Here is a 24,002-nt window from a genome sequence, read left to right on the forward strand (position 1 = left end):
CTCCGGAACATGCTCGGGTTCGAAAGAAGTGCCTCAGGCAGCGCGGTCGTCGCGCGCGGCCCTGACGGCCCGGAAGAACTGCTCGATCAGCGCCGGATCCTTGACGCCCGGGCCGCTTTCCACCCCCGACGAAATGTCTATCGCGGGCGGATTGGCTGATATCAGGGCGTCGCCGATATTGGCGGCGTTGAGCCCACCGGAAAGCATGTAATCGAGCCCGGCGTCAAGGCCGGCCAGGATGCGCCAGTCAAAGGCGACGCCATTGCCGCCCGGAAGTTGCGAGCCCTTTGGTGGCTTGGCATCGAACATGAAGCGATCGGCAACGCCGATGAACGGCTTTAGCCGCTCGAGATCGGCTACCTCACTGACGGAGAACACCTTCATGACAGGCAGGCCGTAGCGGGCTTTCACCTCGGCCACCCGCTCGGGCGTCTCCGTGCCGTGCAGTTGCAGCATGTCGGGTCGCATCTTTTCGACGATCTCGTCCAGGAAGGCGTCATCGGCATCGACCGTCACGGCAACCGCCAGGGCCTTGCCGATTGCCGCCTGGCGCAGGCGGCCGGCTGCCGCAGGCTCGACATAGCGCGGGCTCCTGGCAAAGAAGATGAAGCCGACATGGCTGGCGCCGCCGGCCAATGCCGCGGCCATTGCATCATCGGTCTTCAATCCACAGATCTTGATATCGAGCGCCATGGCGCGGGGATTGGCACGAAACCGGCCAAGAGTCGAGAAAAAGCATGCTGTTTGCCGGCAACGCCAAAGGCGCTACCTATTGATGGGAGAAGCAAGGCGGAGCAGACCAATGGCCGACCAGAGCATAGCCGAACTCAGGCAGAAGATCGCGCAAGCGCGCGACGTCATCGCGCATCTGATGCAAAAGGCCGCCTTCGACGGGGCAGAAGCGCACCGGGTCCTGGATTATTTCGGCAGCGATGCGTTCGAGCAGAATTTCCTGCCATGGCCGCGCCATGGCGACGAAGGGCTGCGGCCTGAAGAGCTTAATGCGGCCAATGATGATTGAGCGCGGCGCCAGCGCAGGCTAATCGAACACGATCGCCTGCAGCGCGCCGCCATTGCGCTTCAGCCAGTCCTTGCAGCGGTCGGTATCGGGACAGAGCTGCTCGCACAATTTCCAGAATTTCGGGCCGTGGTTCATCTCCTTGAGATGCGCCACCTCATGCGCGACCAGGTAGTTTATCACCGGCGTCGGCGCCATCATGATGCGCCAGGAGAAGGACAGATTGCCGTCGGAAGTGCAGGAACCCCAGCGGCTCGACGTGTCCTTGAAGCGGATCGCCTTGGCGCGCTTGCCGATGGCCTCGGTATGCTTGACCACCAGCTTCTCGATGTCCTTCTTGGCCTCACGCTTGAGGAAATCGGCGATGCGGCGCGGCAAATGTATCCGCTCGCCATGGACGATCAGCAGCGGACCGCGCTCGTCGCGCGACACGGTGACGGTGCCGCGTTTCGACAGTTCGTGGACGATGCGATGCGCGACGCCGCGTATCGGGATCTTGATGCCGGGGCGCACTTGCGGCCGTGTCGGCACCTTGGCCAGACGCTGCTCCAGCCAGTCCTGGTGGCGGTGCAGGAATTTCTCCACCTCGCCGCGGCGCAGGCCCGGCGGCACGGTGATGCGCAGCCCCTGGCCGCCCGAATCGATGCGCAGCGTCAGCCGCCGTGCGCGGGCGCTCTCGACGATCCTGAGCGGCAGTGTGCGGCCGGCAACGACGTGCTCTCGCTCTTCGACAGGCGAGGGTTTTGGTTTGGTCAGGTTGCGGAAAAAGCCGAAGGACATGGCTGAACGATACGCGATTCGAGGAAAACGACCAGAACAAAAAAGAAACGGCGCCGCTCGCGCGACGCCGTCCATCATGCCAAGGCCTGTCTTACAGCGCCGCGCGTCTCTGACGCGCACAGGACGCTGTAGCACTCTAATTTGGCGCATGAACCTTTCCGAAAATCGGTTCCGATTTTCGGGGTCATGCGCGCAGCCTCAGTCGTCAAGCAGGTTCGGGCCCTTGCGCTTGGGGGTCGCGGGCTTGGCCGTTTCGGCCGAGCCTGTTTTCGCAGGCGCCGTCGACTTGTTGCGGTTGGCCATGAAGCGGTCGAACTCGTCCTGGTCCTTGGCGCGGCGCAATTCGCGGGCGTACTCATCGAACTCGCTCAGCATCTCGTCGAGCTTGCGACGCTCTTCGGCAAGGCGTTCGAGTTCCTTCTCGCGCCAGTCGTCGAAAGCGACATTGCCGGTGCGAGCCGAACCGTGGCCCCAGCGCGCGGCCTTGTCGGAACCGCGGCGGCAGCCGGCGAAGATGCCGTCCGTGGCGCGGTTGACGTCGCGCTTGAAGCCGTCAAGCCGGTCGCCCCAGATGATGTAGGCGAGCATGGCGAAGCCAAGCGGCCAGAACACCATGAAGCCGATCACCATCAGCGCGATGGTCGCCGGCGTCCAGGCCGGGCGGATCAATGCGGATGTGTTCATTTTCTCCCATTCCTTCGGTTGGAGACAGCCAAGAGCGGCTGCGTGGATTCGAAATGGGATGAGAAAAACGGCGATTCAAGACAACGTCCGCCAAAACCGGACAAGGTCCTGAAATGATTATCGCTTTTTGACCGCTTCGAGGAAAAGCACGACCAGGCCGGCGACCAAGCCCCAGAAGGCGGCGCCAACGCCGAACAAAGTCAGCCCCGACGCGGTGACAACGAAGGTGACAGTAGCCGCCATGCGCTGGTCCTCGTCCTTGAGCGCGATCGCCAGCGCGTTGGCCAGCGACCCCATCAACGCCAGGCCGGCCACCAGCACGATCAGGCTTTGCGGCAGCACTGCGAAGATCGCCACCAGCGAGGCGCCGAAAACCGCGAAGATCAGATAGGCAAGTGCATAGAAGGGTCCGGTCTTCCAGCGCTCGGCCGGGTCGGGATGGACGTCCGGCCCGGTGCAGATCGCCGCAGAGATCGCGGCCAGATTGGTGGTCGAGCCGCCAAACGGCGCCGACAGCAGCGAGAACAGGCCGGTGACGCCGATCAGCGGGCCGGGTTCGGGGTGATAGCCGGCGGCGCGCAAGACGGCGAGACCCGACAGGTTCTGCGACGCCATGGTGACGAGGTAGAGCGGCAGCGCCAGGCCGATGACAGCTGCGGCGCTGAAATGCGGGGCAATCAGCGTCAGCGTCGACAGTTCCGGCGCCGGCAGTCCGCCGACGCGGCCTGTCAGGAAGGCGGCGATGCCGCCGCCGATCAGCACCGCCAGCACCGACAGCGCCGGGTTGAACAGGCGAATGACGAAGAAGGCCGCGATCAGCGGCAGGATCAGCCAGGGATCGACCGGAATGGTCTTGACGGCATTGAGCGCGAAGGTGACGACGATGCCCGCCAGCATGCCGGACGCGACTGACGCCGGTATCCTTGATATCAGCTGGGTCAGCGGCTTGAACAGGCCGGTGGCGATCAACATCAAGCTGGTGACGATGAAGGCGCCGACCGCATCGGCCATGGTAAACCCGCTCGATGCCGCCATCAGCGCCAGGCCCGGTGTCGACCAGGCGGTGATGATGGGCATTTTCGTGCGCCAGGACAGCCACAGGCATTCGATCGCCATCGCCACGCACACTGCCGTCACCCAGCTCGCGGTCTCGGCCTGGGTGGCGCCAACCGCCTTGGCGGCGGCAATGACGACGGCCAGCGTGCCGCCGAAGCCGACGATTGCCGCGACAAAGGCGGATATCGGGATGGAAATGCGCATTCTCGCCTACCCCGCCCGCTGAACCATGTCGCCCACCGCCCTCAGCAGCATGTCGAGATCCTGCGGCCGCGACAGGCGGTGGTCGCCGTCGGGAATGAGCGACAAGGTGACGTCGTCGGCTGGCAGCAGCGAGACCAGCTTCAGCGCATGGCTTGCCGGCACGTCGGCGTCGGCCAGACCCTGCAGGATGTGGACGGGGCAATGGGTATCGATCGGCCCGGTCATGACCCGGTTCGCCCTGCCGTCCTCGATCAGCGCGCTTGTGTAGATGTAAGGCTCGGCGGAATAGTCCGAAGGTTCTTCGAAAAAGCCTTTCTCCCGGAGGTCGCGCCTCTGTTCCTCCGTCAGAGCCGGCTCGACCAGCTCGGCGGTGAAATCCGGCGCCGGCGCGAGCAGCACCAGGCCAACCACATTGCTGTCGCCCGCCTTGCGCATTTCCTGCACCATGCGCAGCGCGATCCAGGCGCCCATCGACGAGCCGACCAGGATTTGCTTGCCCTCGGTGAAACGCCGGAAGGCGGCGAGGCTCTCGCCAAGCCATTTCGAGATGGTGCCGTCGGCAAAGGCGCCGCCGGATTCGCCATGGCCGGAATAGTCGTGGCGCAGATATGCGCGGCCTTCCCTGGCCGCCCAATCCGACAGCGTTTGCGCCTTCGTGCCCAGCATGTCGGATTTGTAGCCGCCGAGCCAGACGACGCCGGGCGTTGCGCCCGAGGAATGGCGAACCGCGATATCAATGCCGTCGACATCCAGTAGGGTTGGGGTGGTCATGGCTGTGGATCAATCCTGGTTCTGGGGGCCTGATTGTGGGAGCCTGATTTTACTCGCCGGTCTTTTGACACAGGCACAGGCGAGGCGGAAAGTGCTCGCGACATCCTTTGTTTGGTGCAGGCCTGCGATCAGGGTGATTTTCTGTCAGCGCTGTGCTATTGACTCCGCCCGCGCGCTCACCACATTGGCGCGTCCTGAACATTCTAGATTGAAACCCTGAACGAAACGGCCAAGGAGACCACGACCATTCGCAGACCTTTCAAAGCAGCGGCGCCCACCAAAGATGGCCCGCGCTCCAACCGTGATATCCGGGTTCCCCGGGTCCAGCTGATCGACGCCGATGGCCAGAACCGCGGCGATATTTCCATCAACGACGCATTGCTGCTCGCCGAAGAGGCAGGGCTCGATCTGGTCGAGATCTCGCCCAATGCGGTGCCGCCTGTCGTCAAAATTCTCGATCTCGGCAAATTGAAATACGCCAACCAGAAGAAGGCGGCCGAGGCGCGCAAGAACCAGAAGGTCATCGAGATCAAGGAGATCAAGATGCGCCCGAACATCGACAGCCATGACTACGAAACCAAGATGAAGGCCGTGCGGCGCTTTTTCGAGGAAGGCGACAAGGTCAAGCTGACGCTGCGCTTCCGCGGCCGCGAGATGGCGCATATGGAACTCGGCATGCAGCTCCTGAACAAGGTGCGCGAGGAGACGGCTACCATCGCCAAGGTCGAAGCCGAGCCGAAGCTGGAAGGCCGCCAGATGATGATGGTGCTGGCGCCGCGCTAGATCAGTTCGGGCGTTGCGCTCTAAATCCGCCTGAATCCTGTCTCATGGCGTCCCGGCGATCGGCGGGACGCCGATTCTCCTGTCCAGACGCCGCGATCGCCGGCAAAGCTTCTCGACGATCGGATTCCCGACATGGCCAATGAAATCAACCCTGCGCCCATCAAGGAGCTGGGCGGCTACCAGCACATGCGCCGCATGGTCCTTGCGGTGCTGGTGGTGGTGCTGTTTGCGGCACTGCTGTTCGGCCAGTCGACCTTCCCGCCCGATACCCCGGTGCATGAAACGATCGAGATGGTCGGCGTGCTGCTGATCTTCCTTGGCGTCGTAGGCCGCTTGTGGTCGACACTCTATATCGGCGGGCGCAAATCCTCCGAAGTGGTCACCGGCGGACCCTATTCGATCACCCGCAATCCGCTCTACGTGTTCTCGACCGTTGCCGCCGCCGGCGTCGGGGCGCAGATCGGCTCGTTCTCCGGCATCGTCCTGTTTGCGCTTTTGTGCGCCGGCGCCTTCCACATCGTCATCCTGCGCGAGGAACGGTATCTCAAGGAGGTTCTCGGCGCGCCCTACACAGCCTATCTGGCGCGGGTGCCGCGTTTCTTCCCCAAGCTGTCGCTCTACCAGGAAGGCGACACCGGCAGCTTCAAGCCGCGCCTCTTGCTGACCACCTTGCTCGACGGGCTGGTGTTTCTGGTGGCGTTGCCGGTGTTCGAGACCATCGATGGCGCCCAGCAATCGGGTATACTCCCGGTGCTGTTCAGGCTCCCCTAGGTAGGCTGATATTCAGGTGAGGCCGACCTGCAAACGGCCGATCCCTGCGCTTCCGGTGTTCACGTACTTAAGTACGCTCCGCTCCGGTTCTCGGCATCAGCCGTTTTCGGCTCGGCCTGACCTGAATCTCGACCCACCTATCGGAGCCCAGGCTTGCACCGTGAATTAAGACAGAGCGTCGCAGCCGCTCGGGTGTTGCGCGCCAGCCCGCTTTGACGTATAGGACCGCCGTTCCAAGAAAACCGCCCGGCAGGGCATGCCGTGGCGGTTTCATTTGCTTTTCGGGCTTTTGGTCCGCCCGAAGCGAACAAGAAGCGCGATTGTGCGCCACCAATACGGAGTAGCAAAATGCCCAAGATGAAGACCAAATCGGCCGCCAAGAAGCGGTTCAAGATCACAGGTACGGGTAAAGTCCTGTCGGCTGCGGCCGGCAAGCGTCACGGCATGATCAAGCGTTCCAACAAGTTCATTCGAAATGCCCGCGGCACGATGGTTCTGGCTGAACCGGATGGCAAGAAGGTCATCAAGAATTTTCTGCCGAACGGCCTCTGAGCATTCGGTTTCAGGAACAGCGTTTAAGGAGATCATGACATGGCACGCGTAAAAAGAGGCGTCACCTCGCACGCCAAGCACAAGAAGGTCCTGAAAGCCGCGAAAGGCTTCTACGGCCGCCGCAAGAACACCATTCGCATCGCCAAGCAGGCGGTCGAAAAGTCGATGCAGTATGCGTATCGCGACCGCAAGAACCGCAAGCGCTCGTTCCGCGCGCTGTGGATCCAGCGCATCAACGCCGCGACGCACGAGCATGGCCTGACCTATGGCCGCTTCATCGACGGCCTCAACAAGTCCGGTATCGAGATCGATCGCAAGATCCTGTCCGACATGGCCATCCATGAACCGCAGGCGTTCGCCGCACTCGTGGCCAAGGCCAAGGTCGCGCTCGAATATCTGAAGAACACCACCCCGAATGCTTTTGAAAGCGCTGTCGCCTAGAGCATGATGCCAAAAAGTTGCTGACTTTTTGGACAACATCATGCTCAGGGAAATTTAGCGAGGAGCGCGATCTTTCCGAAAAGTCTGCAACTTTTCGGGATCGGGCTCCGAGCCCAGCGCTTCCCAGCATTCGCAATTCTGATTGGGGAACCCGCGCTGGCACGGCTGGCGCGGGTTTTTCTTATGGCTGAACTTTCAACTTGAAAGTGACTTTCACCTCAAAGTTGACTCCCAACACAGCGAGTTTGACCGTGAACGACATAGCTACCGGCTTGGATACTCTCGAAAACTCCCTGCTTGCCGACGTCGCGTCGGCCGCCGATGAGGCTGCTATCGAAGCCGTGCGCGTCGCGGCTCTCGGCAAGAAGGGGTCGATCTCGGAATTGCTGAAGACACTGGGCGCGATGAGCGCCGAGGAGCGCCAGGTCAAGGGCCCCGCGATCAACGGCCTGAAGAACCGCGTCACCGAAGCGCTGACGACACGCAAGGCCGAGCTGAAGGATGTTGCTGTCACTGCGCGCCTCGCCGCCGAGACGGTCGACGTGACGCTGCCGGTGCGGCAATCGCCGGCCGAGCGCGGCCGCATCCATCCGATCAGCCAGGTCATCGACGAGATCGCGGCGATCTTCGGCGATCTCGGCTTTGCCATCGCAGAAGGTCCCGATGTCGAGAGCGACTATTACAATTTCACCGCGCTGAATTTCCCCGAAGGGCATCCGGCGCGCGAGATGCACGATACCTTCTTTTTCCAGCCGGACGAAAAGGGCGAGCGCAAGCTGTTGCGCACCCACACCTCGCCGGTCCAGATCCGCACCATGGAGAAGCAGAAGCCGCCGATCCGCATCGTCATTCCCGGCAAGACCTACCGCCAGGATTCCGACGCTACCCACTCGCCGATGTTCCATCAGGTCGAGGGGCTGGTGATCGACAAATCGGCCAATGTCGCCAACATGAAGTGGGTGCTGGAAGAATTCTGCAAGGCTTTCTTCGAGGTGCCGCAGGTCAAGATGCGCTTCCGGCCGTCCTTCTTCCCGTTCACCGAGCCCAGCCTCGAGGTCGACATCCAGTGCGACCGCTCGCGGCCCGGCGAAGTGCGATTCGGCGAAGGCTCCGACTGGATGGAGATCCTCGGCTGCGGCATGGTCCACCCCAATGTGCTGCGCGCCGGCGGGCTCGATCCCGACGAATATCAGGGCTTTGCCTGGGGCATGGGCATCGACCGCATCGCCATGCTGAAATACGGCATGCCGGACCTGCGCGCCTTCTTCGACGCCGATGTCCGCTGGCTGTCGCATTACGGTTTCAGGCCGCTCGACATGCCGACGCTGTTCGGAGGTCTTTCCGCATGACGGCGCCGCACACGGGTGGCTGCCGCTGCGGCGCGGTACGGTTCGAGGCATCAGTCGAACCGCACCATATCAGCTATTGCCATTGCGGCGATTGCCGGCGCGCCAGCGGCGCGCCGGTGTCGGCCTTTGTCGGCTTCCTGACCGAGCAGGTGGCTTTCACCGGCAAGGCGCTGAAGATGTACGAGAACGGGCCGGTGACGCGCTCATTCTGCGGCATTTGCGGCTCGCCTATCGCCTATGTCGACGAGCGGCTGGAAGACCACATCTATTTCATGCTGGGCGCCATGGACATGCCGGCCTATTTCCGGCCGACGCACCATGCCTATGTGCGCGAGCAGCTGCCCTTCGTGCATATGCCCGACGACTTGCCGCGCCATTTGAAGACAAGCGTGCCCAGACCCGATGGACAAGGTCCGGTCGGGTACAGACAAAACGGAACATAGTGATGAAACTCACCCTTTCCTGGCTCAAGGATCATCTCGACACCGACGCCACGCTCGACGAGATCGTCGAGAGGCTGACCTCGATCGGCCTCGAAGTCGAGCATGTCGACGACAAGGCCGGCCTGAAGCCGTTCGTCATCGCCAAGGTGCTGACGGCGGTGCAGCATCCCGACGCCGACCGGCTGCGGGTGCTGACCGTCGACACCGGCAATGGCGCAGCCCCTGTCCAGGTGGTGTGCGGTGCGCCGAATGCCCGCGCCGGCCTGATCGGCGCCTTCGCCGCGCCCGGCGCCTATGTGCCCGGTATCGACGTGACGCTGACCGTCGGCAAGATCCGCGGCGTCGAGAGCCATGGCATGATGTGTTCCGAGCGCGAGCTGGAGCTGTCGGATGAGCACAATGGCATTATCGACCTGCCGGCCGATGCGCCTGTCGGCACCAGCTTCGCGGCTTACGCGCATCTCGACGATCCGGTGATCGAGATCAATCTGACGCCGAACCGGCCGGATGCGACCAGCATTTACGGCGTCGCCCGGGACCTGGCGGCAAGCGGGCTTGGCCGGCTCAAGACCGCGCCGGTCGAAGCGGTCCCTGGCAAAGGTGAAACGCCGGTCAAGGTGACCATCGAGGCGCCGGAGCTCTGCCCCGGTTTCGCGCTGCGCCTGGTGAAAGGCGTGAAGAACGGGCCGTCGCCGAAATGGCTGCAGCAAAGGCTGATCGCCATCGGCTTGCGCCCGATCAGCGCGCTGGTCGACATCACCAACTACGTCACCTTCGACCGTGGCCGGCCGCTGCATGTGTTCGATGCCAAGAAGGTCGCCGGCAATCTCGTCGTGCGCCGCGCACGCGACGGCGAGAAGGTGCTGGCGCTCGACGGGCGCGAATACACGCTGACGCCGCAGATGTGCGTGATCGCCGATGATAATGGCGTCGAATCGATCGCCGGTGTCATGGGCGGCGAGCATTCCGGCTGCGACGAGAGCACCACGGACGTGCTGATCGAATCCGCTCTTTGGGATCCGATCACCACGGCCCGCACTGGCCGTACGCTCGGCATCATCACCGATGCCCGTTACCGTTTCGAGCGTGGCGTCGACCCAGAATTCATGGTGCCCGGCGTCGAGCTGGCGACAAAGCTTGTGCTGGAGTTCTGCGGCGGCGAGCCGACGGAAACCGAGGTCATTGGCTATGCCGGCTACAAGCCTAAGATCGTTTCCTTCCCTATCTCGGAAGTAAAGCGGCTGACCGGCACCGAAGTGCCGAAGGCGGAAAGCCTCGACATCCTTTCGCGCCTCGGCTTCGAGCCGCAGGGCTCGGACGACATCGTCGATGTGGCGGTGCCGTCCTGGCGGCCCGATGTCGATGGCAAAGCCGACCTGGTCGAGGAAGTCATGCGCATTCACGGCGTCGACAACATCGCGCCGCAGCCGCTCGGCGCTCATGACGCGGTCAATTCCAAGATCCTGACGACGCTGCAGGTGCGCACCCGCATTGCCAAGCGCTCGCTCGCCGTGCGGGGCATGCTGGAGGTTCTCACCTGGTCGTTCATCCCGGCCAAACACGCCGAACTGTTCGGCGGCGGCCAGACGGCGCTGAAGCTCGCTAATCCGATTGCAGCCGACATGTCCGATATGCGGCCCTCGCTGTTGCCCGGCCTGATCGTCGCCGCGCAGCGCAATGCCGACAAGGGCATCGGCGATGTCGCGCTGTTCGAGGTCTCCGGTACCTATGAGGGCGACGGCCCCGACCAGCAGCGGCGCGTTGCCGCCGGTGTGCGCCGCGGCACCGCCAAGCTCGACGGTTCCGGCCGCAGTTGGGCCGGCAATTCCGGTCCGGTCGGCGTGTTCGACGCCAAAGCCGACGCGATTGCAGCGCTGGAAGCCTGCGGCGCGCCGGTCGACAGGCTGCAGATCGAGCCAGGCGGTCCGGCCTGGTATCATCCCGGCCGCTCCGGCACGATCAAGCTCGGCCCGAAGACAGTGCTCGGCACCTTCGGCGAGTTCCACCCGAAGACGCTGGAGGGGTTGGACGTTTCCGGACCGATCTGCGGTTTCGAGGTCTATATCGACGCCGTGCCCGAGCCGAAGGCCAAGCCGACGAAAACCAAGCCAAAGCTGGAGCTGTCCGCCTTCCAGGCGGTGAAGCGCGACTTTGCTTTCGTCGTCGACAAGACGGTGGAGGCCGGCGCGCTGGTGCGCGCGGCGCTCGCCGCCGACAAGAAGCTGGTCACCGGCGTTTCGGTGTTCGATGTGTTCGAGGGGGCATCTCTCGGGACCGCCAAGAAGTCGATTGCCATCGAAGTATCTATCCAGCCGGTTGAAAAGACGCTCACCGACGAGGATTTCGAGGCGCTGGCCAAGCGCATCGTCGACAATGTCGGCAAGCAAACGGGCGGCATGCTGAGAACGTAGAGCGGCTAACGCCGCCCTACGTATTTCGACTTCACGCAATTCTCAGGGAAAGCGCGTCTTAGGGAAAGCGCGGCGCGCTTTCCCAGTAAAACCGCTACACACTTTTCCTGGAATTGCTTCTGAGGATTGCCGGCAGTTGCGAATCGCTCTCCAAAGGGCGATGGACCATCTGCGCTATTCCGGTCTGCCGTTCGAAGCCCAGCGCGAAGCGTTTCTCGCCATGGTGTTGGCGGATGCGCTCGTCAGCGACGCGCTGGAGCGGGCCCGCACGCTGGCGTTGCCGGACTGGCTGGTGGTGTCCGGCGCGCTCTACAACAGCATCTGGAACCACCTGACCGGCAAGGCGCCGGGCTACGGCATCAAGGATGTCGATCTCTTCTACTTCGATGACAGCGACCTGTCCTACGAGGCCGAGGACGCGGTCATCCGCCGGGCCGCGCAGCATTTCGAGGGGCTGGCTCTGCCGGCCGAGGTGCGCAACCAGGCACGGGTGCATCTGTGGTATCCGCAGAAATTCGGCCAGCCCTGCCCGCGCTATACGAGTTCCAGCGAGTCGGTGAGCTATTTTGCTTCGAAGACGCATGCGGTCGGGGTGCGATACGATGCCGACGGGCAGCTTGAGGTCGTGGCGCCGTTCGGGCTGGATGACCTCTTCGCGTTTCGCATCACGCCCAACCGGCTGATGGATAACAGGCGCACGCATGAGGCCAAGGGGGCGAGGGCGAAGGCGTGCTGGCCGGAGATTACGGTGGTGCCCTGGTAATACGAAATGGCGGCGCGAGGCACCCCCCTCTGGCCTGCCGGCCATCTCCCCCGCAAGGAGGGAGATTGGCAGCTTCATCGTTGGCGCACTTTCTGCAACGTTGGTGATTGGCGAAAACAGCGACGACAGCCGATCTCCCCCCTTGCGGGGGAGATGTCCGGCAGGACAGAGGGGGGTGCCGCGCGCTGACTTCTCAGGGCGCCAAGCTCCCCCGCTTGTTCACCCATTCACCAGCGCCAACAGTTCCTCCGTATAGCGCTTGCCAACCACCTTGTCCGGCGACAGCGCATCTCCAATCGCCGCGACCTCAGCCGCGCTCAGCTCGATCCCGACCGCCGCCGTGTTCTGCTCGAGATGGCGTATCTTTCTTGCGCCGGGGATCGGCACGATGAAGTCGCCCTGGTGCAGCACCCAAGCCAGCGCCAGCTGCGCCGAGGTGACGCCTTTTTCCACCGCCAGCTTTTCCAGCGTCGCAATGACCTTGGCGTTTGCCGCCATGGCGTCGGCCTGGAAACGCGGCAAGGTGCGGCGCCAATCGTCGTCGCTGAGGGCCTCGGGCTTGGCGATGGTGCCGGTGAGCAGGCCGCGACCGAGCGGGCTGTAGGGGACGAAGCCGATGCCGAGTTCGCGGCAGACATCGAACACTTCGTCTTCGGGGTCGCGGCTCCAAAGCGAGTACTCACTCTGCACGGCAGCGATCGGATGCACGGCGTGCGCCCGGCGGATGGTGGCGGCACTGACCTCCGACAGGCCCAGCGCCCGCACCTTGCCATCGCGCACCAGCTCGGCCATGGCACCGACCGTGTCCTCTATCGGCACGTCGGGATCGACGCGGTGCTGGTAGTAGAGGTCGATGACATCGGTATCGAGCCGCTTCAGCGAGGCTTCCGCCACCGCCTTGACGTGCTCCGGGCGGCTGTCGACGCCGACCATGCGTTCGAGGCCTGAGCCTTCCTCGGAAATCTTGAAGCCGAATTTGGTGGCGATCGTCACCCTGTCGCGCACCGGCTTCAACGCCTTACCGAGAAGGATCTCGTTCTCAAAGGGACCATAGACTTCGGCGGTGTCGAAAAACGTCACGCCGATCTCGACAGCGCGGCGCAGCGTGGCGATTGCGTCAACCTCTGCCTGACCGCCATAGGCGAAGCTCATGCCCATGCAGCCGAGGCCGACGGGGAAGACTTCGAGTTCAGTACCAAGTTTGCGGGTTTTCATGGCGCGTCTCCTTGTTGCGATGAAAGAGAGATAGCGCCTGGCTTTACGTTCGATAATTGGCTGTCATTCGCACGGGCTGTTCTATAAAATAGAGCAATGAACCGAGCGCATCTTTCTCAACTGGCTGTACTGGCAACAGTCGCCCAATGCGGCAGTTTTCGTGGCGCGGCGCGCGAACTGGCCATCGCGCCTTCGGCAGTGAGCCATGCCGTGTCCAGCCTGGAGGCGCGGCTCGGCGTGCGGCTTTTGGCGCGCAGCACCCGCAGCGTAGCGCCAACGGAGGAGGGCGCGCAGCTGCTCGAACGGCTGCGGCCGGCGCTGTCCGAGATCGATCTGGCGCTGGAAACGGCGATCGAGGCGCGCGACCGGCCGGCCGGGAACCTGCGGCTGACCGTGCCGCGCACCGCGGCCCACCTGGCATTGACGCCCAGGCTCGGCGGCTTTGCCGCGGCCTATCCCGACATCGTGCTGGAAATCGTCATCGAGGATCGCTTCACCGACGTCGTCGAAGGCGGCTTCGATGCCGGCGTGCGGCTCGGTGAGAGCCTGCAGCGCGACATGATCGCGGTGCGCATCGGATCGGACCTTCGCGGCGCCGTGGTCGGCGCGCCATCCTATTTCGCAACCATGCCAAGACCCCGCCATCCGCGCGATCTTGCCGACCACCGCTGCATCCGCTTCCGTTTTTCCAGCGGCATTCTTTACCGCTGGGAATTCGAGAAGGATGGCGAAGAGATCGAGATCGCGGCGCAAGGGCCGCTGATCCTCGACGAAGACCATCTGATCGCCCAGGCGGCGGTCGACGGCGCTGGGCTCGCCTTCGTCTTCGACGATTATGTGCGCGCGCCGCTCGCCGACGGTCGCTTGATCCGCGTGCTGGAAGACTGGTGTCCGCCCTTCGACGGTTTCTTCGTCTACTACCCCAGCCGCCGCCAGATGCGCCCGGCGCTGCGGGCGTTTGTGGATTTCTTCAAGGTCGGTGCTTAGCCACCTCCCCCTTGTGGGGAGGGCCGATCCGCGTAGCGGATCGGGGTGGGGGTCTTCGTAGGGCGACACCCCCACCCCGTCGCTTCGCGCCGACCCTCCCCACAAGGGGGAGGGTGGAAGAAAGCCCAGCTGCCATTCGTTCACCAACCATGCCGGCATTCATCACCAACAACTCAATCCGCTACGGCTGGGCAACGATCGTCCTCCACTGGCTGATCGGCATCATCTTCATTGGCCAGTTCATGCTCGGCTTCATCATGGTGCGGTTGACCAGCCAGCGCGCCGCCTTCGAGCTGATCCAGCTGCACAAATCCTTCGGCTTCCTGCTGCTCGGCCTCCTCATCCTGCGCATTACCTGGCGGCTCGGCAATGCGGCCCCGGCCTTGCCGGCCTCGGTCGGAGGGCTGGAGCGTCGGACGGCGCCGCTGGCGCATCTGGCACTTTATGGCTTCCAGCTCGCGGTGCCGCTGTCCGGCTGGGCACTGGTTTCGGTGTCGATGCTGGAGATCCCCAGCATGCCGTTCAACCTTTTCGTGATGCCGAACCTGCCGCTCGGCGTGTCCGATGCGGCGGAAAACTTCTGGGCGGTAGCACACTGGTATCTCGCCTATGCCGGCATTGCCTTGGTCGCGCTGCATGCACTGGCGGCGCTGCGGCATCATTTCTGGCTGCGCGACAGCGTGCTCACGCGCATGATCACGCCTTCGTCAGATCAGGACATGGAATAGGGCGCGCCGCGCATTCGTTCATTGGGGTGAGGGCGCAACACTTCGCTTGCCCCAGAAGGACAAAACCCATGTATGCGCGCATCTTCGGATTGGCGGCTGTTGCCGCTTGCCTTGCCATGCCTGTCTCCGCCGCTGTGGACCTCGGCGACGCCGCCGGCAGCTACACGGTCAACCCGGCCAGCTCCAGCATTCGCTTCTCCATCGGCAAGGTCGGTGGCGGCGGCCTCGACGGCGCCTTTGGCCGCTTCAAGGGCTCTATCCGCATCGACAACAGCGATCTCGGCCGTTCCGCGGTCAACTTCACCATCTATCCCGAAAGCGTCGGCACCGGCCAGGGCCGCATCGACGCCTTCCTGCGCTCCGATGCGGTGTTCGACGTGGCCAACAGCCCCGAAATCCAGTTCCGCTCGACCAGCGTAACCCGAACCAGCGACACCACGGCGCTGGTCAGCGGCCGGCTGACGGCGCGCGGCAAGACGTTTGCGGAAAAGTTCACTGCCGAGCTCGGCGGGCTGAAGGGCGGCGTCATTAAATTCCACGTCACCGGCAAGGTGCTGCGCTCCCGGTACGGCATGGATGTCGGCACGCCGATCTATTCGAATATCGTCAATTTCGACATGACGCTGACGGGCAAGCGAGGCTAGCAGGACCAGCGATCCGCATTGGCTTTTCCCGCAATTTCGGGCAAACCTCCTCGCCTGTAAATCGATAGGAGAAGCCTGATGTTCCGATGGGGTGTTTTGTCGACGGCCAAGATCGGCCGCGAGCAATTGTTGCCGGCAATCGTCGAGGCCGAGAATGGCGTTTTGTCCGCGATCGCCAGCCGCGACCTGTCGAAGGCCGAGGCCCTGGGCGAGCGGTTCGGCGCCAGGCATGCCTTTGGTTCGTATGAGGAGCTGCTCGCTTCGAAAGACGTCGACGGCGTCTACATCCCGCTGCCGACCTCGCAGCATGTCGAGTGGACGGCCAAGGCCATCGAAGCGGGCAAGCATGTGCTGGTGGAAAAGCCGCTGGCGCTCGACGCCAAGAATATCGCACCGCTGATCAAGCTGCGCGACAGCAAGAAGGTGCTGGTCTGCGAGGCCTTCATGGTCATCTACCACCCGCAATGGATCAAGGTGCGCGATCTCATCGCCGATGGCGCCATCGGCCGGCTGCGCCATGTGCAGGGCGCCTTCTCCTATTACAATGTCGATCCCACCAACATGCGCAACCAGCTCGATCTCGGCGGCGGCGCGCTGCCTGATATCGGCGTCTATCCGACGGTGTCGACGCGGTTTTCAAGCGGCAAGGAGCCACTGCGCGTGCAGGCGACGATCGAGCGCGACAAGAAATTCGGCACCGACATCTATTCCTCGATCCGCGCCGATTTCGGCGATTTCGAACTGTCCTTCTATCTGTCGACGCAGATGGCGGCGCGGCAGGTGATGGTGTTCCACGGCGAGAAGGGTTTCATCGAGGTGTTCTCGCCGTTCAATGCCGGGCTCTACGACCATCACCGCATCGAACTGCACAACCAGAACCATACGGAGGCGCAGGTGTTCCGCTTTCCCGGCACCCAGCAATACCGGCGCGAGGTAGAGACGTTTGCCAGGGCGGCACAGGGCGGCAAGGAGCGTGTCTTCACGCTGGAGGAGTCCGTGCTCAACCAGAATGTCATCGACGCCATCTTCCGCGCCGGTGGCAAGGAAGGCTGGGAGGCCGTCTGATACAGCAATCTTAGCCGGTAATTTCATGGGAGAAGGGCGTCCGCATTGTGCATGCGGAAGCCCCTTTCCTATTGGACTGACGATCTCACGCGCCTCTGAGCGTCAGGTGTAAGGTCTCGGCGAAGCGGTCGGGATAGGGCGCAAAGCCCATATGGTCGCCGGGGAAGGCGGCGCGCTTGCTGCCGAGCCTGTCGGCCAGCGCTTTGCCCATGCCGTCGATCGGCTGGCCGATGGACTCTTCGCCGATGCCGACCACGACCGGGCGGCCGCGCAACGCCTCGATATCAGGACGGTAGAGCGACAGCGGCATGACGCCATGCGCCAGCCAGTATTCGAAATTGCCGCTGACCCTGGCAAAGGTCTCGGCCTCTTCGGGCGACGGTTCGAACGAAGGCGGTCCGTCTTGCGGCTCGTGCGGTCCGGCTTCACCCTGGTCCGGCCCTTCCGACAGGCCGTTCTCACTGAAGAATTTCTGCATCGCCGCCTCGACGCCCTGGCTGCGATAGGTGTCGTGCAGGTCGCGCATGCCGGCCAGTGACGGCGACGGGTCGTCGAGCAGCATCATGCTGGGCGGCTCATGCGCCACCAGCGCACGAACCCGGCCGGGATGGCGGGCGGCGAGGTTGAGCCCGATCTGGGCGCCGCCGCTGGTGCCGAACACATAGGCCGGTCCGGCGCCAAGCGCCTCGATCAATCTCGCGGCATCGTCGCCATGGACATCGAGGTCCTGCTCTTGCGGCTCTCCGTCAAAGGTGCTGCGCGAATTGCCGCGCGGATCATAGGCGACCACCGTGTAGCGGTCGGCGAGGTGGCCCGCGACATCGGCGAAGACGCCGGCGTCCTGCGGTCCGCCGGGGATTATCAACAGTACGGGGCCGGAACCGCGCATCTCATAATAGAGGCTGGCGCCCGGTACTTTCAGCGTCGACGTTTGGGGGGTCATGTCCATCTCTCCTGTTGTTCTCATGTCAAAGTTCGGCTTTGCGCCGGGTCCGATCATTTGCCGGTGACAACCATGCGGTTGCCCTCGCTGTCGCGGAATTCGGCGACCGTGCGGCCCCGCTGCCAAGGCGCTTCCTGCGGCTCGGGGATCTCTCCTGGTCCTCGATGGCTGCCGCGCAACCGTCCACGGGAAAGACGATCCGGACGATCGAAAAGATTCGCCGGGCGACGAATCTTTTCGAGGTCGCGAAACGTCTTCTCCGTGCAGAGTTGAAAATAGGAGACGACAATGGGCTACAATCTCATCCGCTACGGCGTGAAGGACGAAAGCATCGCCGAGAACCGTATGCTGGTTGCACAGGTGTTCGAGGCACTCGACGACACGAAGCCGCAATCCGTGCGCTACCTCGTCCTGGAACTGGAGAATGGCGAGTTCATCCATCTTGTCAGCCAGGATGGCGACGGCCTGACCGGGCTCGCAGCCTTCAAGGCCTTCAGCGCCGATCATGCCGGGCGCCGCTCGACGCCGCTTGCCAGATCGCCGGCAAAGATCGTCGGCAATTATCGTATGCTGGCCGGCGAGGTCGTGCCGGCTTGAATGCAAAGACCGGCATTTTGGGAACGGACAGGATGAACACAGCAAAACTCGACCGCGTTGCCCTGGAGGCGATGCTCGGCTCCTTGCGACCGAAGCTGCACCGCTACTGCGCCCGCATGGCCGGCTCGGTGATCGATGGCGAGGACATCGTCCAGGAGACACTGATCAAGGCACTGCAGGCCATCGACGGCGACGCCGCCGTCGAGCATCCGGAGCAATGGCTGTTCCGCATAGCCCACAATGCCGCGCAAGATCATCTGCGCCGGCGCCAGCGGGAGCAGGCGCGCATGAGCGAGACCGACATGACGACGATCGAAGACCCCTCCGCCAGCGCCGATGCGAGGCTCGCCACCGCCGCCAGCCTGCGAAGCTTCATGCAGCTGGCAACAGTGCAGCGCAGCGCCGTGATCCTTGTCGACGTGCTTGGCCTCAGCCTGCACGAAACCTGCGAAGTGTCCGGCGCGACCCTGGCTGCGACCAAGGCAGCGCTGCATCGCGGGCGGTCGCAGCTGCGCCTGCTGGCGTCACAGGACGAGCAGGCGCCTGCCCCAAAGCTCGACGCCGACGACGAGCGGCGCCTGCGCCGCTATGTCGACCTGTTCAACGCGCGCGACTTCGACGCCGTGCGCGCGTTGATCGCCGAGGATATCCAGCTTGAAGTCGTCAACCGCACCCGCATGCGCGGTAAGGCGCAGGTTTGCAACTATTTCGGCAATTACGACCGTGTCCAGGACTGGGCGCTGTCGCTCGGCTTCGTCGACGGCAGGCCGGCCATCCTGATCCGCAACCCGCAAGCGGGAGATGACGCCGTGCGCGGCTTCATGCTGGTCGACTGGCAGGATGGAAAGGTCAGCCATATCCGCGATTTCCGCTACGCGCCCTATTGCCTTGCCGATGCGGACATCCGCTTCATCGACGGGTAAGCATCGGCCAGAGAGCGCGGGCTTCGCGCCTCAGGCGAAGCTTTGCAAATTGGCGTCCTGCAGCTTGGAGCCGGCGAGCAAGGTCTCGAGCACCTGCTTCTTGAGCGACAGGCACTGCGAGCGGGCAAGCTTTGCGATGGCCGAGACCTCGGCCAGCTCGCAGGCAAGCACCAACTCCTTCTGCTGGCCGATGATCGCTTGCGTGAAGTCGCGCGATTTGAAGCCGAGATGGAGGACACGCTCCGACTGGTCGAGCGTTTGGTCGAGCAGGCGAACTAGGCGCAGATTGCCGGAGAGTTCGGCCAGGGCCAGGCGAAAGGCGCGGTCGGCCGCCAGAAAGGCGACATGGCTGCGCAGCGTCTCCGGCTTCAGCACCTTCTGCGCCGCCAGCCTGATGTCGTCGAGCCCGCGTTCGGTGAGGTTTGCCGCGGCCACCCGGAACACTTCCGGTTCGATTAGGCTGCGGACGTCGAAGATCTCGTTGACGTCGCGCAGGCTAAGCGGTGCGATGACATAGCCGCGGCGCGGCTCGCTCTTGATCAGCCCTTCCTGCGTCAGGCGGGCCAAAGCCGAGCGGATCGTCGCCTTTCTGATCTGGTAGCGGTCGCCGATCTGCTTTTCGGTCAGGCTTTCGCCGGGTTGCAGGACGCAGGCGACGATGTCGCTCTTCAGCTGCTCATAAGCTTCCTCGCTGCGCAATATGTCGGCGGTCGACGGCGCCTTGACGGCGGACGGTGTCACTGATTTCGGAAGAGCCATATCTGCCTGCCCGTTTGGTCTGCCCGCGTGGTCTGCCCGCGTGGTCTGCCCGCGTAGTCTGCCCGCGTAGTCTGCTTGCCCGTTTCGACCATCCGGTTGACGGGTCTGTCGGCATTCGCTAGCCTGAGCATCTCAGTTGTATTGGTTGAGCTTCCCAATGGAGATGACGACAAATGTCTCTTGCCGCCAACTCGCCTCTCTACGCCGTAACCGCCGATATCGTCAACGCAGCCAAAGGTGCTCATGCCTTCGAACGGGTCAAGGCGGTGCTGCGCGAACACACCGACCGCTTCCATGCATCAGGCGTGCTCGCGCATGAGGAAGACGACGATGAGGTGCTGCTGCATGCCAGCCCTGACTTGACCATCTACCACATCACGCTGTCGCCCGGCCTGCAGTACCCGCCGCACAACCATCTGATGGATGCGCTGATCGGCATCTACAAGGGTAGCGAGACCAACTTCATCTATCCCGTCGACGGCAGCGAGATCGATGCGCCGGAACGCCACGACATCGCGGCGCCCGCGGTGGTGCACATGGCCTCTAATACTGTGCACGCGGTCGCCAACACCGGCAGCGCCCGCTCAGGCGCCCTGCATGTCTATCTCGGCAATCTTACCGAGACCCACCGCCACATGTGGAGCCCGGACAGCACCCACGCCGAGCCGTTCGACAATGAGCGGTATCTGGCTGGTGCGAGGCCGATCGAGTAGGCCGGTAGTTCCTGACGGGCCGCATCGAACTCGACCTGCTCTGGCGCACCGAGTCGGCTGCTAGCAATCCAGTCGCTTAGTCAGATGTCTTGCCCAGAGTGTCGGCAACCACCGCGCCGCGCTCTCCCATCGGCAGAGCGGGACCCGTGGTCGAGTCGATTGCCGTCTGGTGTTCCATCTCGGCATTGATTGCGGCGCCGGCGATGAGAATGATGACGGAAATCCATGTCCACATCATCAAGCCAACGACCGCGCCCAGCGATCCGTAGGTGGCGTTGTAGTTGGCAAAATGTTGCAGGTAGAACGAGAACAGCCACGATGCGCCGATCCAGACGGCGGTCGCAATCAGGGCTCCCCAGCTCAGCCATCGCCACTTTGCGCGCTCGCGACTTGGCCCGAAGCGGTAGAGCAGGGAAATGCCTGTCAGCATTATTCCCACCAGGATCGGCCACCGAGATACGGCAACAAGGGTCTCTGTCCAGGCGTCGAGGTACAAAAAGCGCAACAATGCCGGAACAACGCCGACTGTCAGCAACAGCGCAATGCCGATCACCAGGGCTCCCATCGTAAACAGTATCGACATCAGGTTGAGCGTGATGAAGCTTCGCTTCTCGCTTTCCTCATAGGCGATGTTCATCGCATCGAAGAGCGCCTTCATGCCGCTGTTGGCGCTCCACAGAGCGATCCCAAGGCCGATGAAGAAACCCGTTCCGAGAGCCCCCGGTTTCTGACTGGCCAGGGCCTGCAGCTGCCCGCGTATCAGATCCAATCCTCCCGATGGCAGCAATCCGCCGAGATAGGCGACATGGTCCGCGACTGTGACTGGATCAGCGACAAAGCCGTAGATTGAGATAAATGCCGCCAGCGCCGGAAACAGCGCCAGCAGCAGATAGAAGGTGGCGCCGGCGGCAACCAGCAAGACCCGGTCCTTGTTGAACTCTTCCCAGAGCCGCCAGAAGATATCCTTCCAGCCGAGTGCAGGGATTTGTGACGGCCAGGCCGCATCGCGTCCACGGTCCCCGTCCTCAGCCCTTATGGCGGCCTTGCTGGCTTCCGAGGTTGCCAGGGCACGACTGGCCGCTTCGGTATCGATTAACGAGGACTTGGTGCCCATCGCTCAACGGCCCCCCGCTCCGCGGTGCTGAAAAGCTGCCTCTCCTCAGAGGGACACTTTGGCGACTTTGTCCTTGTATTCCTCTTTCGGATCGAACCCGAGCAGCATTTTGATGCCTGCCGTGAGGCTTGAGCCGTCGAGCCAGATCTCGGCTCCTGTGGGTCGAACCTGAGCAGTGCCAGCTTCGGATCATCTTTCCCGCCTTCGAACCAGGCAGCGACGAAACGATTCCAAAGCCGATCGATGACCGCGCGGTTGTTGTCCAACGAAAGCTTCCCTTGCACGGTGGCGAACAGATCGTGGCCCTTTGATGTGAAGGTGGCCGTGGCGCCGCTGCCAGCTTTCAGGCCTCAACCAGTTCAGTGTCTGTGGCTGTGAAAAACCAGATTGGTCCGTTTTGATCCTCGATCTGAGCGGTCATTGGACGCGGGATAGCCTTCGATCCATCGAGGCCGATCATCATCGTCATGTCGGATTTCAACGACTTCCAGAACTTGGCTTCGAGCTCGGCAGGGGTAGGCATTTGGACTTCCTTTCAGACGGGCGAAAGAAAGCAAACGGCAGCCGACTGCATCTGTTCCAATGGATTGAAAGATCTTGCGGAGTTCCGCAGGCTCAAGGCTGGCGAAGCCGCAATTGGAGCGTGTCGAAAAAGCTGTTCGGCAGGCTGACCGAGGGTTCGCGTCGAAGGCGCGCGTTGCCAAAATGGTGACCCCAATGCCAATAAGTGGCCTAACTCTCTCTTTTGCATTCATAGACTGATGACGTGCAACCAGATTCAAAGTAGATAGCTAACAAACTTGGGTGGAGACCGGGATGGAAGCGATTGATCGACTAACCATTTTAATGCGCACATACAGCGCAAGACAGTGTCTCTTGTTCGCTGGCGCAGGCTTTTCGGCGGGCGCAACCAGCCATAACCTCGATGGATCCCAACAGAACGTCCCAACCGGTCGACGTTTGGTAAAATTCTTTAAGGACACGTTGGCCGAAGACACGGATGATCTATCCGCACTGTCTGATTTGTATCAAGATGAGCACGGAGAATATGGCCTATTCCAGCTTCTCAAGACCCCGGCTCAGATATCCATAAGCAATTATCCATGGAAAGAAATTTATACCACCAACTACGACAATGTTATTGAACTCTCTCTTTCTGCAAAAAACAAGTCATTTGGGATATACAACCCAAATAAACGTCCTTCAGATGTCGACTACCGGACTCTACCGATCGTCCATATCAACGGCTATATCGAATCGGCCGATTTCAAAGATTTCCGAGAAGAAATAAAACTGACGGACGCGCAGTATTTCTCCGACGACTTCTCTCGATCTGCGTGGGGAGAACGCTTTCGAAATGATATTATCACATCTCCTTGCATAGTGTTCGCCGGGTATTCCCTCTATGATTTAGATGTTGCCAGGGTCCTTAACTCGTTCGAAGGGATGAAAGAGCGGATTTTTTTCATCGTCGGTGAGACTGTGTCTCGCTCTTTAGAGCGCAAACTATCCCAATTCGGCAGCATTCTGCCGATCGGCGTTGATGGTTTAATGGAATTGATCAATGGCATAGATTTATCCAGCCCTGCGCCCCCTAGTCTATATCTTTCAGCTTGGGAAAAGGTCAGTCCCCCAACGTCTATTCCGCGCGCCTTGCGTGATATAGATGTGATAAATTTTCTGATGTCGGGCAGCGTCGACAACGATCAATTCGCCGATGATCTTTATAAAAAGAATTACCTAATATCGATAAATCGCGACTCAACAGACTACATTGTTGACAATATTAACCGGCACAAGCTTTGAGAGCGGCACTGCAACGCTCCCATTTGACCGGTCGACGGAGATTATCGATGTGGAACCTCATTGGCAGGCTTCGGATATCGAACCGTACTTGGAAAATAATTCTCCTGGGAATGACAAGTCCAAGGGCGGATTATCGCCGCAGCACCTACCGGTGATACGTGTCAAAGCGCGACACAAGCGATGCGGTTGGTCTGTTGGTTTGCAGGCGTCGAATAGCTGAAAAGGACCGTCCGCTCCTGGCGCAACCTCGAACTCAACTTCGCTGTCGGTGACGTCCGCTTTCAGGCGGTGGCTAAGGGAACCTGGACGGCCGAGATGAGGCGCAAATCGGACGCAACCGGAAAGCCGGCCTCGTTCATCCAGTGAAACAGCGCCGGTCCAGCGCAGTGGGAACGAAAGTGAGGTCAGTGGCTTTCCCGCTCGCATTCAACGTCCCCTGGGAGGAGCGCGTGAGCCCCGCGCCAATTTACGCAGTGTACAGT

The 24,002-nt window shown here is 62.2% G+C and carries 28 protein-coding genes; 17 read left to right on the top strand and 11 right to left on the bottom strand.

The window, feature by feature from the left end:
- Window positions 1–33: 33 nt before the first annotated feature.
- Window positions 34–693 (bottom strand): phosphoribosylanthranilate isomerase, encoded by a 660-nt coding sequence (locus NKJ80_RS03465; RefSeq protein WP_023672289.1) that lies wholly within the window; start codon window positions 691–693, stop codon window positions 34–36.
- A 109-nt stretch (window positions 694–802) separates the two neighbouring features.
- On the opposite strand from NKJ80_RS03465, the gene NKJ80_RS03470 reads away from it, so the two are divergent.
- On the top strand, window positions 803–1,021 hold the full coding sequence (locus NKJ80_RS03470; RefSeq protein ID WP_023672288.1) for a hypothetical protein: 219 nt from the start codon (window positions 803–805) through the stop codon (window positions 1,019–1,021).
- Window positions 1,022–1,039: 18 nt separating this feature from the next.
- Here the strand turns inward: NKJ80_RS03470 and NKJ80_RS03475 are convergent, their stop codons facing one another.
- The 4 genes from NKJ80_RS03475 to NKJ80_RS03490 all read right to left on the bottom strand — a co-directional run bounded on the left by NKJ80_RS03475 (window position 1,040) and on the right by NKJ80_RS03490 (window position 4,513).
- Window positions 1,040–1,798, bottom strand: a complete 759-nt coding sequence (locus NKJ80_RS03475) for a M48 family metallopeptidase (protein ID WP_352497041.1) — start codon at window positions 1,796–1,798, stop codon at window positions 1,040–1,042.
- Between the two features lie 198 nt (window positions 1,799–1,996).
- Complete coding sequence (locus NKJ80_RS03480) at window positions 1,997–2,482, bottom strand: DUF2852 domain-containing protein (RefSeq protein ID WP_023672286.1); 486 nt, start codon at window positions 2,480–2,482, stop codon at window positions 1,997–1,999.
- 117 nt (window positions 2,483–2,599) lie between these two features.
- Window positions 2,600–3,742, bottom strand: a complete 1,143-nt coding sequence (locus tag NKJ80_RS03485; protein ID WP_352497042.1) for a benzoate/H(+) symporter BenE family transporter — start codon at window positions 3,740–3,742, stop codon at window positions 2,600–2,602.
- Window positions 3,743–3,748: 6 nt separating this feature from the next.
- The gene (locus NKJ80_RS03490; protein ID WP_352497043.1) at window positions 3,749–4,513 is read right to left on the bottom strand and encodes an alpha/beta hydrolase; all 765 of its coding nucleotides are present in this window, start codon (window positions 4,511–4,513) and stop codon (window positions 3,749–3,751) included.
- 246 nt (window positions 4,514–4,759) lie between these two features.
- On the opposite strand from NKJ80_RS03490, the gene infC reads away from it, so the two are divergent.
- From infC to NKJ80_RS03530, 8 genes are all read left to right on the top strand, one after another.
- A complete protein-coding gene (gene infC, locus NKJ80_RS03495) occupies window positions 4,760–5,296 on the top strand; it encodes a translation initiation factor IF-3 (RefSeq protein WP_023744911.1) in 537 nt (178 codons plus the stop codon).
- A gap of 132 nt (window positions 5,297–5,428) precedes the next feature.
- Entirely contained in the window at window positions 5,429–6,067 is a 639-nt protein-coding gene (locus tag NKJ80_RS03500; RefSeq protein WP_023755491.1) for a methyltransferase family protein, read from the top strand.
- A gap of 348 nt (window positions 6,068–6,415) precedes the next feature.
- Complete coding sequence (gene rpmI / locus NKJ80_RS03505; RefSeq protein ID WP_006201248.1) at window positions 6,416–6,619, top strand: 50S ribosomal protein L35; 204 nt, start codon at window positions 6,416–6,418, stop codon at window positions 6,617–6,619.
- Window positions 6,620–6,658: 39 nt separating this feature from the next.
- Entirely contained in the window at window positions 6,659–7,060 is a 402-nt protein-coding gene (gene rplT, locus NKJ80_RS03510; protein WP_023672281.1) for a 50S ribosomal protein L20, read from the top strand.
- 251 nt (window positions 7,061–7,311) lie between these two features.
- Complete coding sequence (gene pheS / locus NKJ80_RS03515) at window positions 7,312–8,409, top strand: phenylalanine--tRNA ligase subunit alpha (RefSeq protein WP_023696008.1); 1,098 nt, start codon at window positions 7,312–7,314, stop codon at window positions 8,407–8,409.
- Complete coding sequence (locus NKJ80_RS03520) at window positions 8,406–8,852, top strand: GFA family protein (RefSeq protein WP_023741295.1); 447 nt, start codon at window positions 8,406–8,408, stop codon at window positions 8,850–8,852. The genes pheS and NKJ80_RS03520 overlap by 4 nt, the downstream gene beginning before the upstream one ends.
- A gap of 2 nt (window positions 8,853–8,854) precedes the next feature.
- Window positions 8,855–11,263 carry a phenylalanine--tRNA ligase subunit beta gene (pheT, locus tag NKJ80_RS03525; protein WP_352497044.1) on the top strand — a complete coding sequence of 803 codons (2,409 nt, stop codon included), beginning with the start codon at window positions 8,855–8,857 and terminating at the stop codon, window positions 11,261–11,263.
- A 160-nt stretch (window positions 11,264–11,423) separates the two neighbouring features.
- On the top strand, window positions 11,424–12,026 hold the full coding sequence (locus tag NKJ80_RS03530) for a nucleotidyltransferase family protein (RefSeq protein ID WP_352497099.1): 603 nt from the start codon (window positions 11,424–11,426) through the stop codon (window positions 12,024–12,026).
- 219 nt (window positions 12,027–12,245) lie between these two features.
- Here NKJ80_RS03530 and NKJ80_RS03535 read toward each other — a convergent pair whose 3' ends face one another.
- The gene (locus NKJ80_RS03535; protein WP_023744907.1) at window positions 12,246–13,241 is read right to left on the bottom strand and encodes an aldo/keto reductase; all 996 of its coding nucleotides are present in this window, start codon (window positions 13,239–13,241) and stop codon (window positions 12,246–12,248) included.
- A gap of 96 nt (window positions 13,242–13,337) precedes the next feature.
- On the opposite strand from NKJ80_RS03535, the gene NKJ80_RS03540 reads away from it, so the two are divergent.
- The 4 genes from NKJ80_RS03540 (at window position 13,338) to NKJ80_RS03555 (ending at window position 16,665) form a co-directional block, all read left to right on the top strand.
- Window positions 13,338–14,228: a LysR family transcriptional regulator gene (locus NKJ80_RS03540; RefSeq protein WP_352497045.1), complete on the top strand. Its 891-nt coding sequence runs from the start codon at window positions 13,338–13,340 to the stop codon at window positions 14,226–14,228.
- Between the two features lie 149 nt (window positions 14,229–14,377).
- Window positions 14,378–14,956 carry a cytochrome b gene (locus NKJ80_RS03545; RefSeq protein WP_352497046.1) on the top strand — a complete coding sequence of 193 codons (579 nt, stop codon included), beginning with the start codon at window positions 14,378–14,380 and terminating at the stop codon, window positions 14,954–14,956.
- Window positions 14,957–15,024: 68 nt separating this feature from the next.
- Window positions 15,025–15,600 (top strand): YceI family protein, encoded by a 576-nt coding sequence (locus tag NKJ80_RS03550; RefSeq protein ID WP_352497047.1) that lies wholly within the window; start codon window positions 15,025–15,027, stop codon window positions 15,598–15,600.
- 78 nt (window positions 15,601–15,678) lie between these two features.
- Entirely contained in the window at window positions 15,679–16,665 is a 987-nt protein-coding gene (locus NKJ80_RS03555) for a Gfo/Idh/MocA family protein (protein WP_352497048.1), read from the top strand.
- An 85-nt stretch (window positions 16,666–16,750) separates the two neighbouring features.
- Here the strand turns inward: NKJ80_RS03555 and NKJ80_RS03560 are convergent, their stop codons facing one another.
- Window positions 16,751–17,608 (bottom strand): alpha/beta hydrolase, encoded by an 858-nt coding sequence (locus NKJ80_RS03560; protein ID WP_352497049.1) that lies wholly within the window; start codon window positions 17,606–17,608, stop codon window positions 16,751–16,753.
- A 288-nt stretch (window positions 17,609–17,896) separates the two neighbouring features.
- On the opposite strand from NKJ80_RS03560, the gene NKJ80_RS03565 reads away from it, so the two are divergent.
- Both NKJ80_RS03565 and NKJ80_RS03570 read left to right on the top strand, forming a co-directional pair.
- Entirely contained in the window at window positions 17,897–18,205 is a 309-nt protein-coding gene (locus NKJ80_RS03565) for a hypothetical protein (protein WP_023681378.1), read from the top strand.
- A gap of 32 nt (window positions 18,206–18,237) precedes the next feature.
- Window positions 18,238–19,128 (top strand): sigma-70 family RNA polymerase sigma factor, encoded by an 891-nt coding sequence (locus tag NKJ80_RS03570; protein ID WP_352497050.1) that lies wholly within the window; start codon window positions 18,238–18,240, stop codon window positions 19,126–19,128.
- A 30-nt stretch (window positions 19,129–19,158) separates the two neighbouring features.
- Here NKJ80_RS03570 and NKJ80_RS03575 read toward each other — a convergent pair whose 3' ends face one another.
- Window positions 19,159–19,887 carry a GntR family transcriptional regulator gene (locus NKJ80_RS03575; RefSeq protein ID WP_352497051.1) on the bottom strand — a complete coding sequence of 243 codons (729 nt, stop codon included), beginning with the start codon at window positions 19,885–19,887 and terminating at the stop codon, window positions 19,159–19,161.
- A 173-nt stretch (window positions 19,888–20,060) separates the two neighbouring features.
- Between NKJ80_RS03575 and NKJ80_RS03580 the strand changes: the two genes are divergently transcribed.
- Entirely contained in the window at window positions 20,061–20,600 is a 540-nt protein-coding gene (locus NKJ80_RS03580) for an autotransporter (RefSeq protein WP_352497052.1), read from the top strand.
- Between the two features lie 76 nt (window positions 20,601–20,676).
- Here the strand turns inward: NKJ80_RS03580 and NKJ80_RS03585 are convergent, their stop codons facing one another.
- Genes NKJ80_RS03585 through NKJ80_RS03595 form a run of 3 tightly spaced genes read right to left on the bottom strand, consistent with a single transcriptional unit; the run spans window position 20,677 to window position 22,237 of the window.
- Entirely contained in the window at window positions 20,677–21,714 is a 1,038-nt protein-coding gene (locus NKJ80_RS03585) for a YihY/virulence factor BrkB family protein (protein ID WP_352497053.1), read from the bottom strand.
- Window positions 21,693–21,998 (bottom strand): pyridoxamine 5'-phosphate oxidase family protein, encoded by a 306-nt coding sequence (locus tag NKJ80_RS03590; protein ID WP_352497054.1) that lies wholly within the window; start codon window positions 21,996–21,998, stop codon window positions 21,693–21,695. The genes NKJ80_RS03585 and NKJ80_RS03590 overlap by 22 nt, the downstream gene beginning before the upstream one ends.
- 59 nt (window positions 21,999–22,057) lie before the next feature.
- Window positions 22,058–22,237 carry a pyridoxamine 5'-phosphate oxidase family protein gene (locus tag NKJ80_RS03595; protein WP_352497055.1) on the bottom strand — a complete coding sequence of 60 codons (180 nt, stop codon included), beginning with the start codon at window positions 22,235–22,237 and terminating at the stop codon, window positions 22,058–22,060.
- Window positions 22,238–22,530: 293 nt separating this feature from the next.
- On the opposite strand from NKJ80_RS03595, the gene NKJ80_RS03600 reads away from it, so the two are divergent.
- The gene (locus NKJ80_RS03600) at window positions 22,531–23,520 is read left to right on the top strand and encodes an SIR2 family protein (protein ID WP_352497056.1); all 990 of its coding nucleotides are present in this window, start codon (window positions 22,531–22,533) and stop codon (window positions 23,518–23,520) included.
- The last annotated feature ends 482 nt before the right edge of the window (window positions 23,521–24,002 follow it).

It is taken from the genome of Mesorhizobium sp. M0030, assembly GCF_040323695.1.
Taxonomy (GTDB): domain Bacteria; phylum Pseudomonadota; class Alphaproteobacteria; order Rhizobiales; family Rhizobiaceae; genus Mesorhizobium.

What these genes read in the sequence shown, in the direction of transcription:
- NKJ80_RS03465 (WP_023672289.1), bottom strand. Translation starts at nt 693, where the DNA reads ATGGCGCTCGATATCAAGATCTGTGGATTGAAGACCGATGATGCAATG.
- NKJ80_RS03470 (WP_023672288.1), top strand. Translation starts at nt 803, where the DNA reads ATGGCCGACCAGAGCATAGCCGAACTCAGGCAGAAGATCGCGCAAGCG.
- NKJ80_RS03475 (WP_352497041.1), bottom strand. Translation starts at nt 1,798, where the DNA reads ATGTCCTTCGGCTTTTTCCGCAACCTGACCAAACCAAAACCCTCGCCT.
- NKJ80_RS03480 (WP_023672286.1), bottom strand. Translation starts at nt 2,482, where the DNA reads ATGAACACATCCGCATTGATCCGCCCGGCCTGGACGCCGGCGACCATC.
- NKJ80_RS03485 (WP_352497042.1), bottom strand. Translation starts at nt 3,742, where the DNA reads ATGCGCATTTCCATCCCGATATCCGCCTTTGTCGCGGCAATCGTCGGC.
- NKJ80_RS03490 (WP_352497043.1), bottom strand. Translation starts at nt 4,513, where the DNA reads ATGACCACCCCAACCCTACTGGATGTCGACGGCATTGATATCGCGGTT.
- NKJ80_RS03500 (WP_023755491.1), top strand. Translation starts at nt 5,429, where the DNA reads ATGGCCAATGAAATCAACCCTGCGCCCATCAAGGAGCTGGGCGGCTAC.
- rpmI (WP_006201248.1), top strand. Translation starts at nt 6,416, where the DNA reads ATGCCCAAGATGAAGACCAAATCGGCCGCCAAGAAGCGGTTCAAGATC.
- rplT (WP_023672281.1), top strand. Translation starts at nt 6,659, where the DNA reads ATGGCACGCGTAAAAAGAGGCGTCACCTCGCACGCCAAGCACAAGAAG.
- NKJ80_RS03520 (WP_023741295.1), top strand. Translation starts at nt 8,406, where the DNA reads ATGACGGCGCCGCACACGGGTGGCTGCCGCTGCGGCGCGGTACGGTTC.
- pheT (WP_352497044.1), top strand. Translation starts at nt 8,855, where the DNA reads ATGAAACTCACCCTTTCCTGGCTCAAGGATCATCTCGACACCGACGCC.
- NKJ80_RS03530 (WP_352497099.1), top strand. Translation starts at nt 11,424, where the DNA reads ATGGACCATCTGCGCTATTCCGGTCTGCCGTTCGAAGCCCAGCGCGAA.
- NKJ80_RS03535 (WP_023744907.1), bottom strand. Translation starts at nt 13,241, where the DNA reads ATGAAAACCCGCAAACTTGGTACTGAACTCGAAGTCTTCCCCGTCGGC.
- NKJ80_RS03540 (WP_352497045.1), top strand. Translation starts at nt 13,338, where the DNA reads ATGAACCGAGCGCATCTTTCTCAACTGGCTGTACTGGCAACAGTCGCC.
- NKJ80_RS03545 (WP_352497046.1), top strand. Translation starts at nt 14,378, where the DNA reads ATGCCGGCATTCATCACCAACAACTCAATCCGCTACGGCTGGGCAACG.
- NKJ80_RS03550 (WP_352497047.1), top strand. Translation starts at nt 15,025, where the DNA reads ATGTATGCGCGCATCTTCGGATTGGCGGCTGTTGCCGCTTGCCTTGCC.
- NKJ80_RS03555 (WP_352497048.1), top strand. Translation starts at nt 15,679, where the DNA reads ATGTTCCGATGGGGTGTTTTGTCGACGGCCAAGATCGGCCGCGAGCAA.
- NKJ80_RS03560 (WP_352497049.1), bottom strand. Translation starts at nt 17,608, where the DNA reads ATGACCCCCCAAACGTCGACGCTGAAAGTACCGGGCGCCAGCCTCTAT.
- NKJ80_RS03565 (WP_023681378.1), top strand. Translation starts at nt 17,897, where the DNA reads ATGGGCTACAATCTCATCCGCTACGGCGTGAAGGACGAAAGCATCGCC.
- NKJ80_RS03570 (WP_352497050.1), top strand. Translation starts at nt 18,238, where the DNA reads ATGAACACAGCAAAACTCGACCGCGTTGCCCTGGAGGCGATGCTCGGC.
- NKJ80_RS03575 (WP_352497051.1), bottom strand. Translation starts at nt 19,887, where the DNA reads ATGGCTCTTCCGAAATCAGTGACACCGTCCGCCGTCAAGGCGCCGTCG.
- NKJ80_RS03580 (WP_352497052.1), top strand. Translation starts at nt 20,061, where the DNA reads ATGTCTCTTGCCGCCAACTCGCCTCTCTACGCCGTAACCGCCGATATC.
- NKJ80_RS03585 (WP_352497053.1), bottom strand. Translation starts at nt 21,714, where the DNA reads ATGGGCACCAAGTCCTCGTTAATCGATACCGAAGCGGCCAGTCGTGCC.
- NKJ80_RS03595 (WP_352497055.1), bottom strand. Translation starts at nt 22,237, where the DNA reads ATGCCTACCCCTGCCGAGCTCGAAGCCAAGTTCTGGAAGTCGTTGAAA.
- NKJ80_RS03600 (WP_352497056.1), top strand. Translation starts at nt 22,531, where the DNA reads ATGGAAGCGATTGATCGACTAACCATTTTAATGCGCACATACAGCGCA.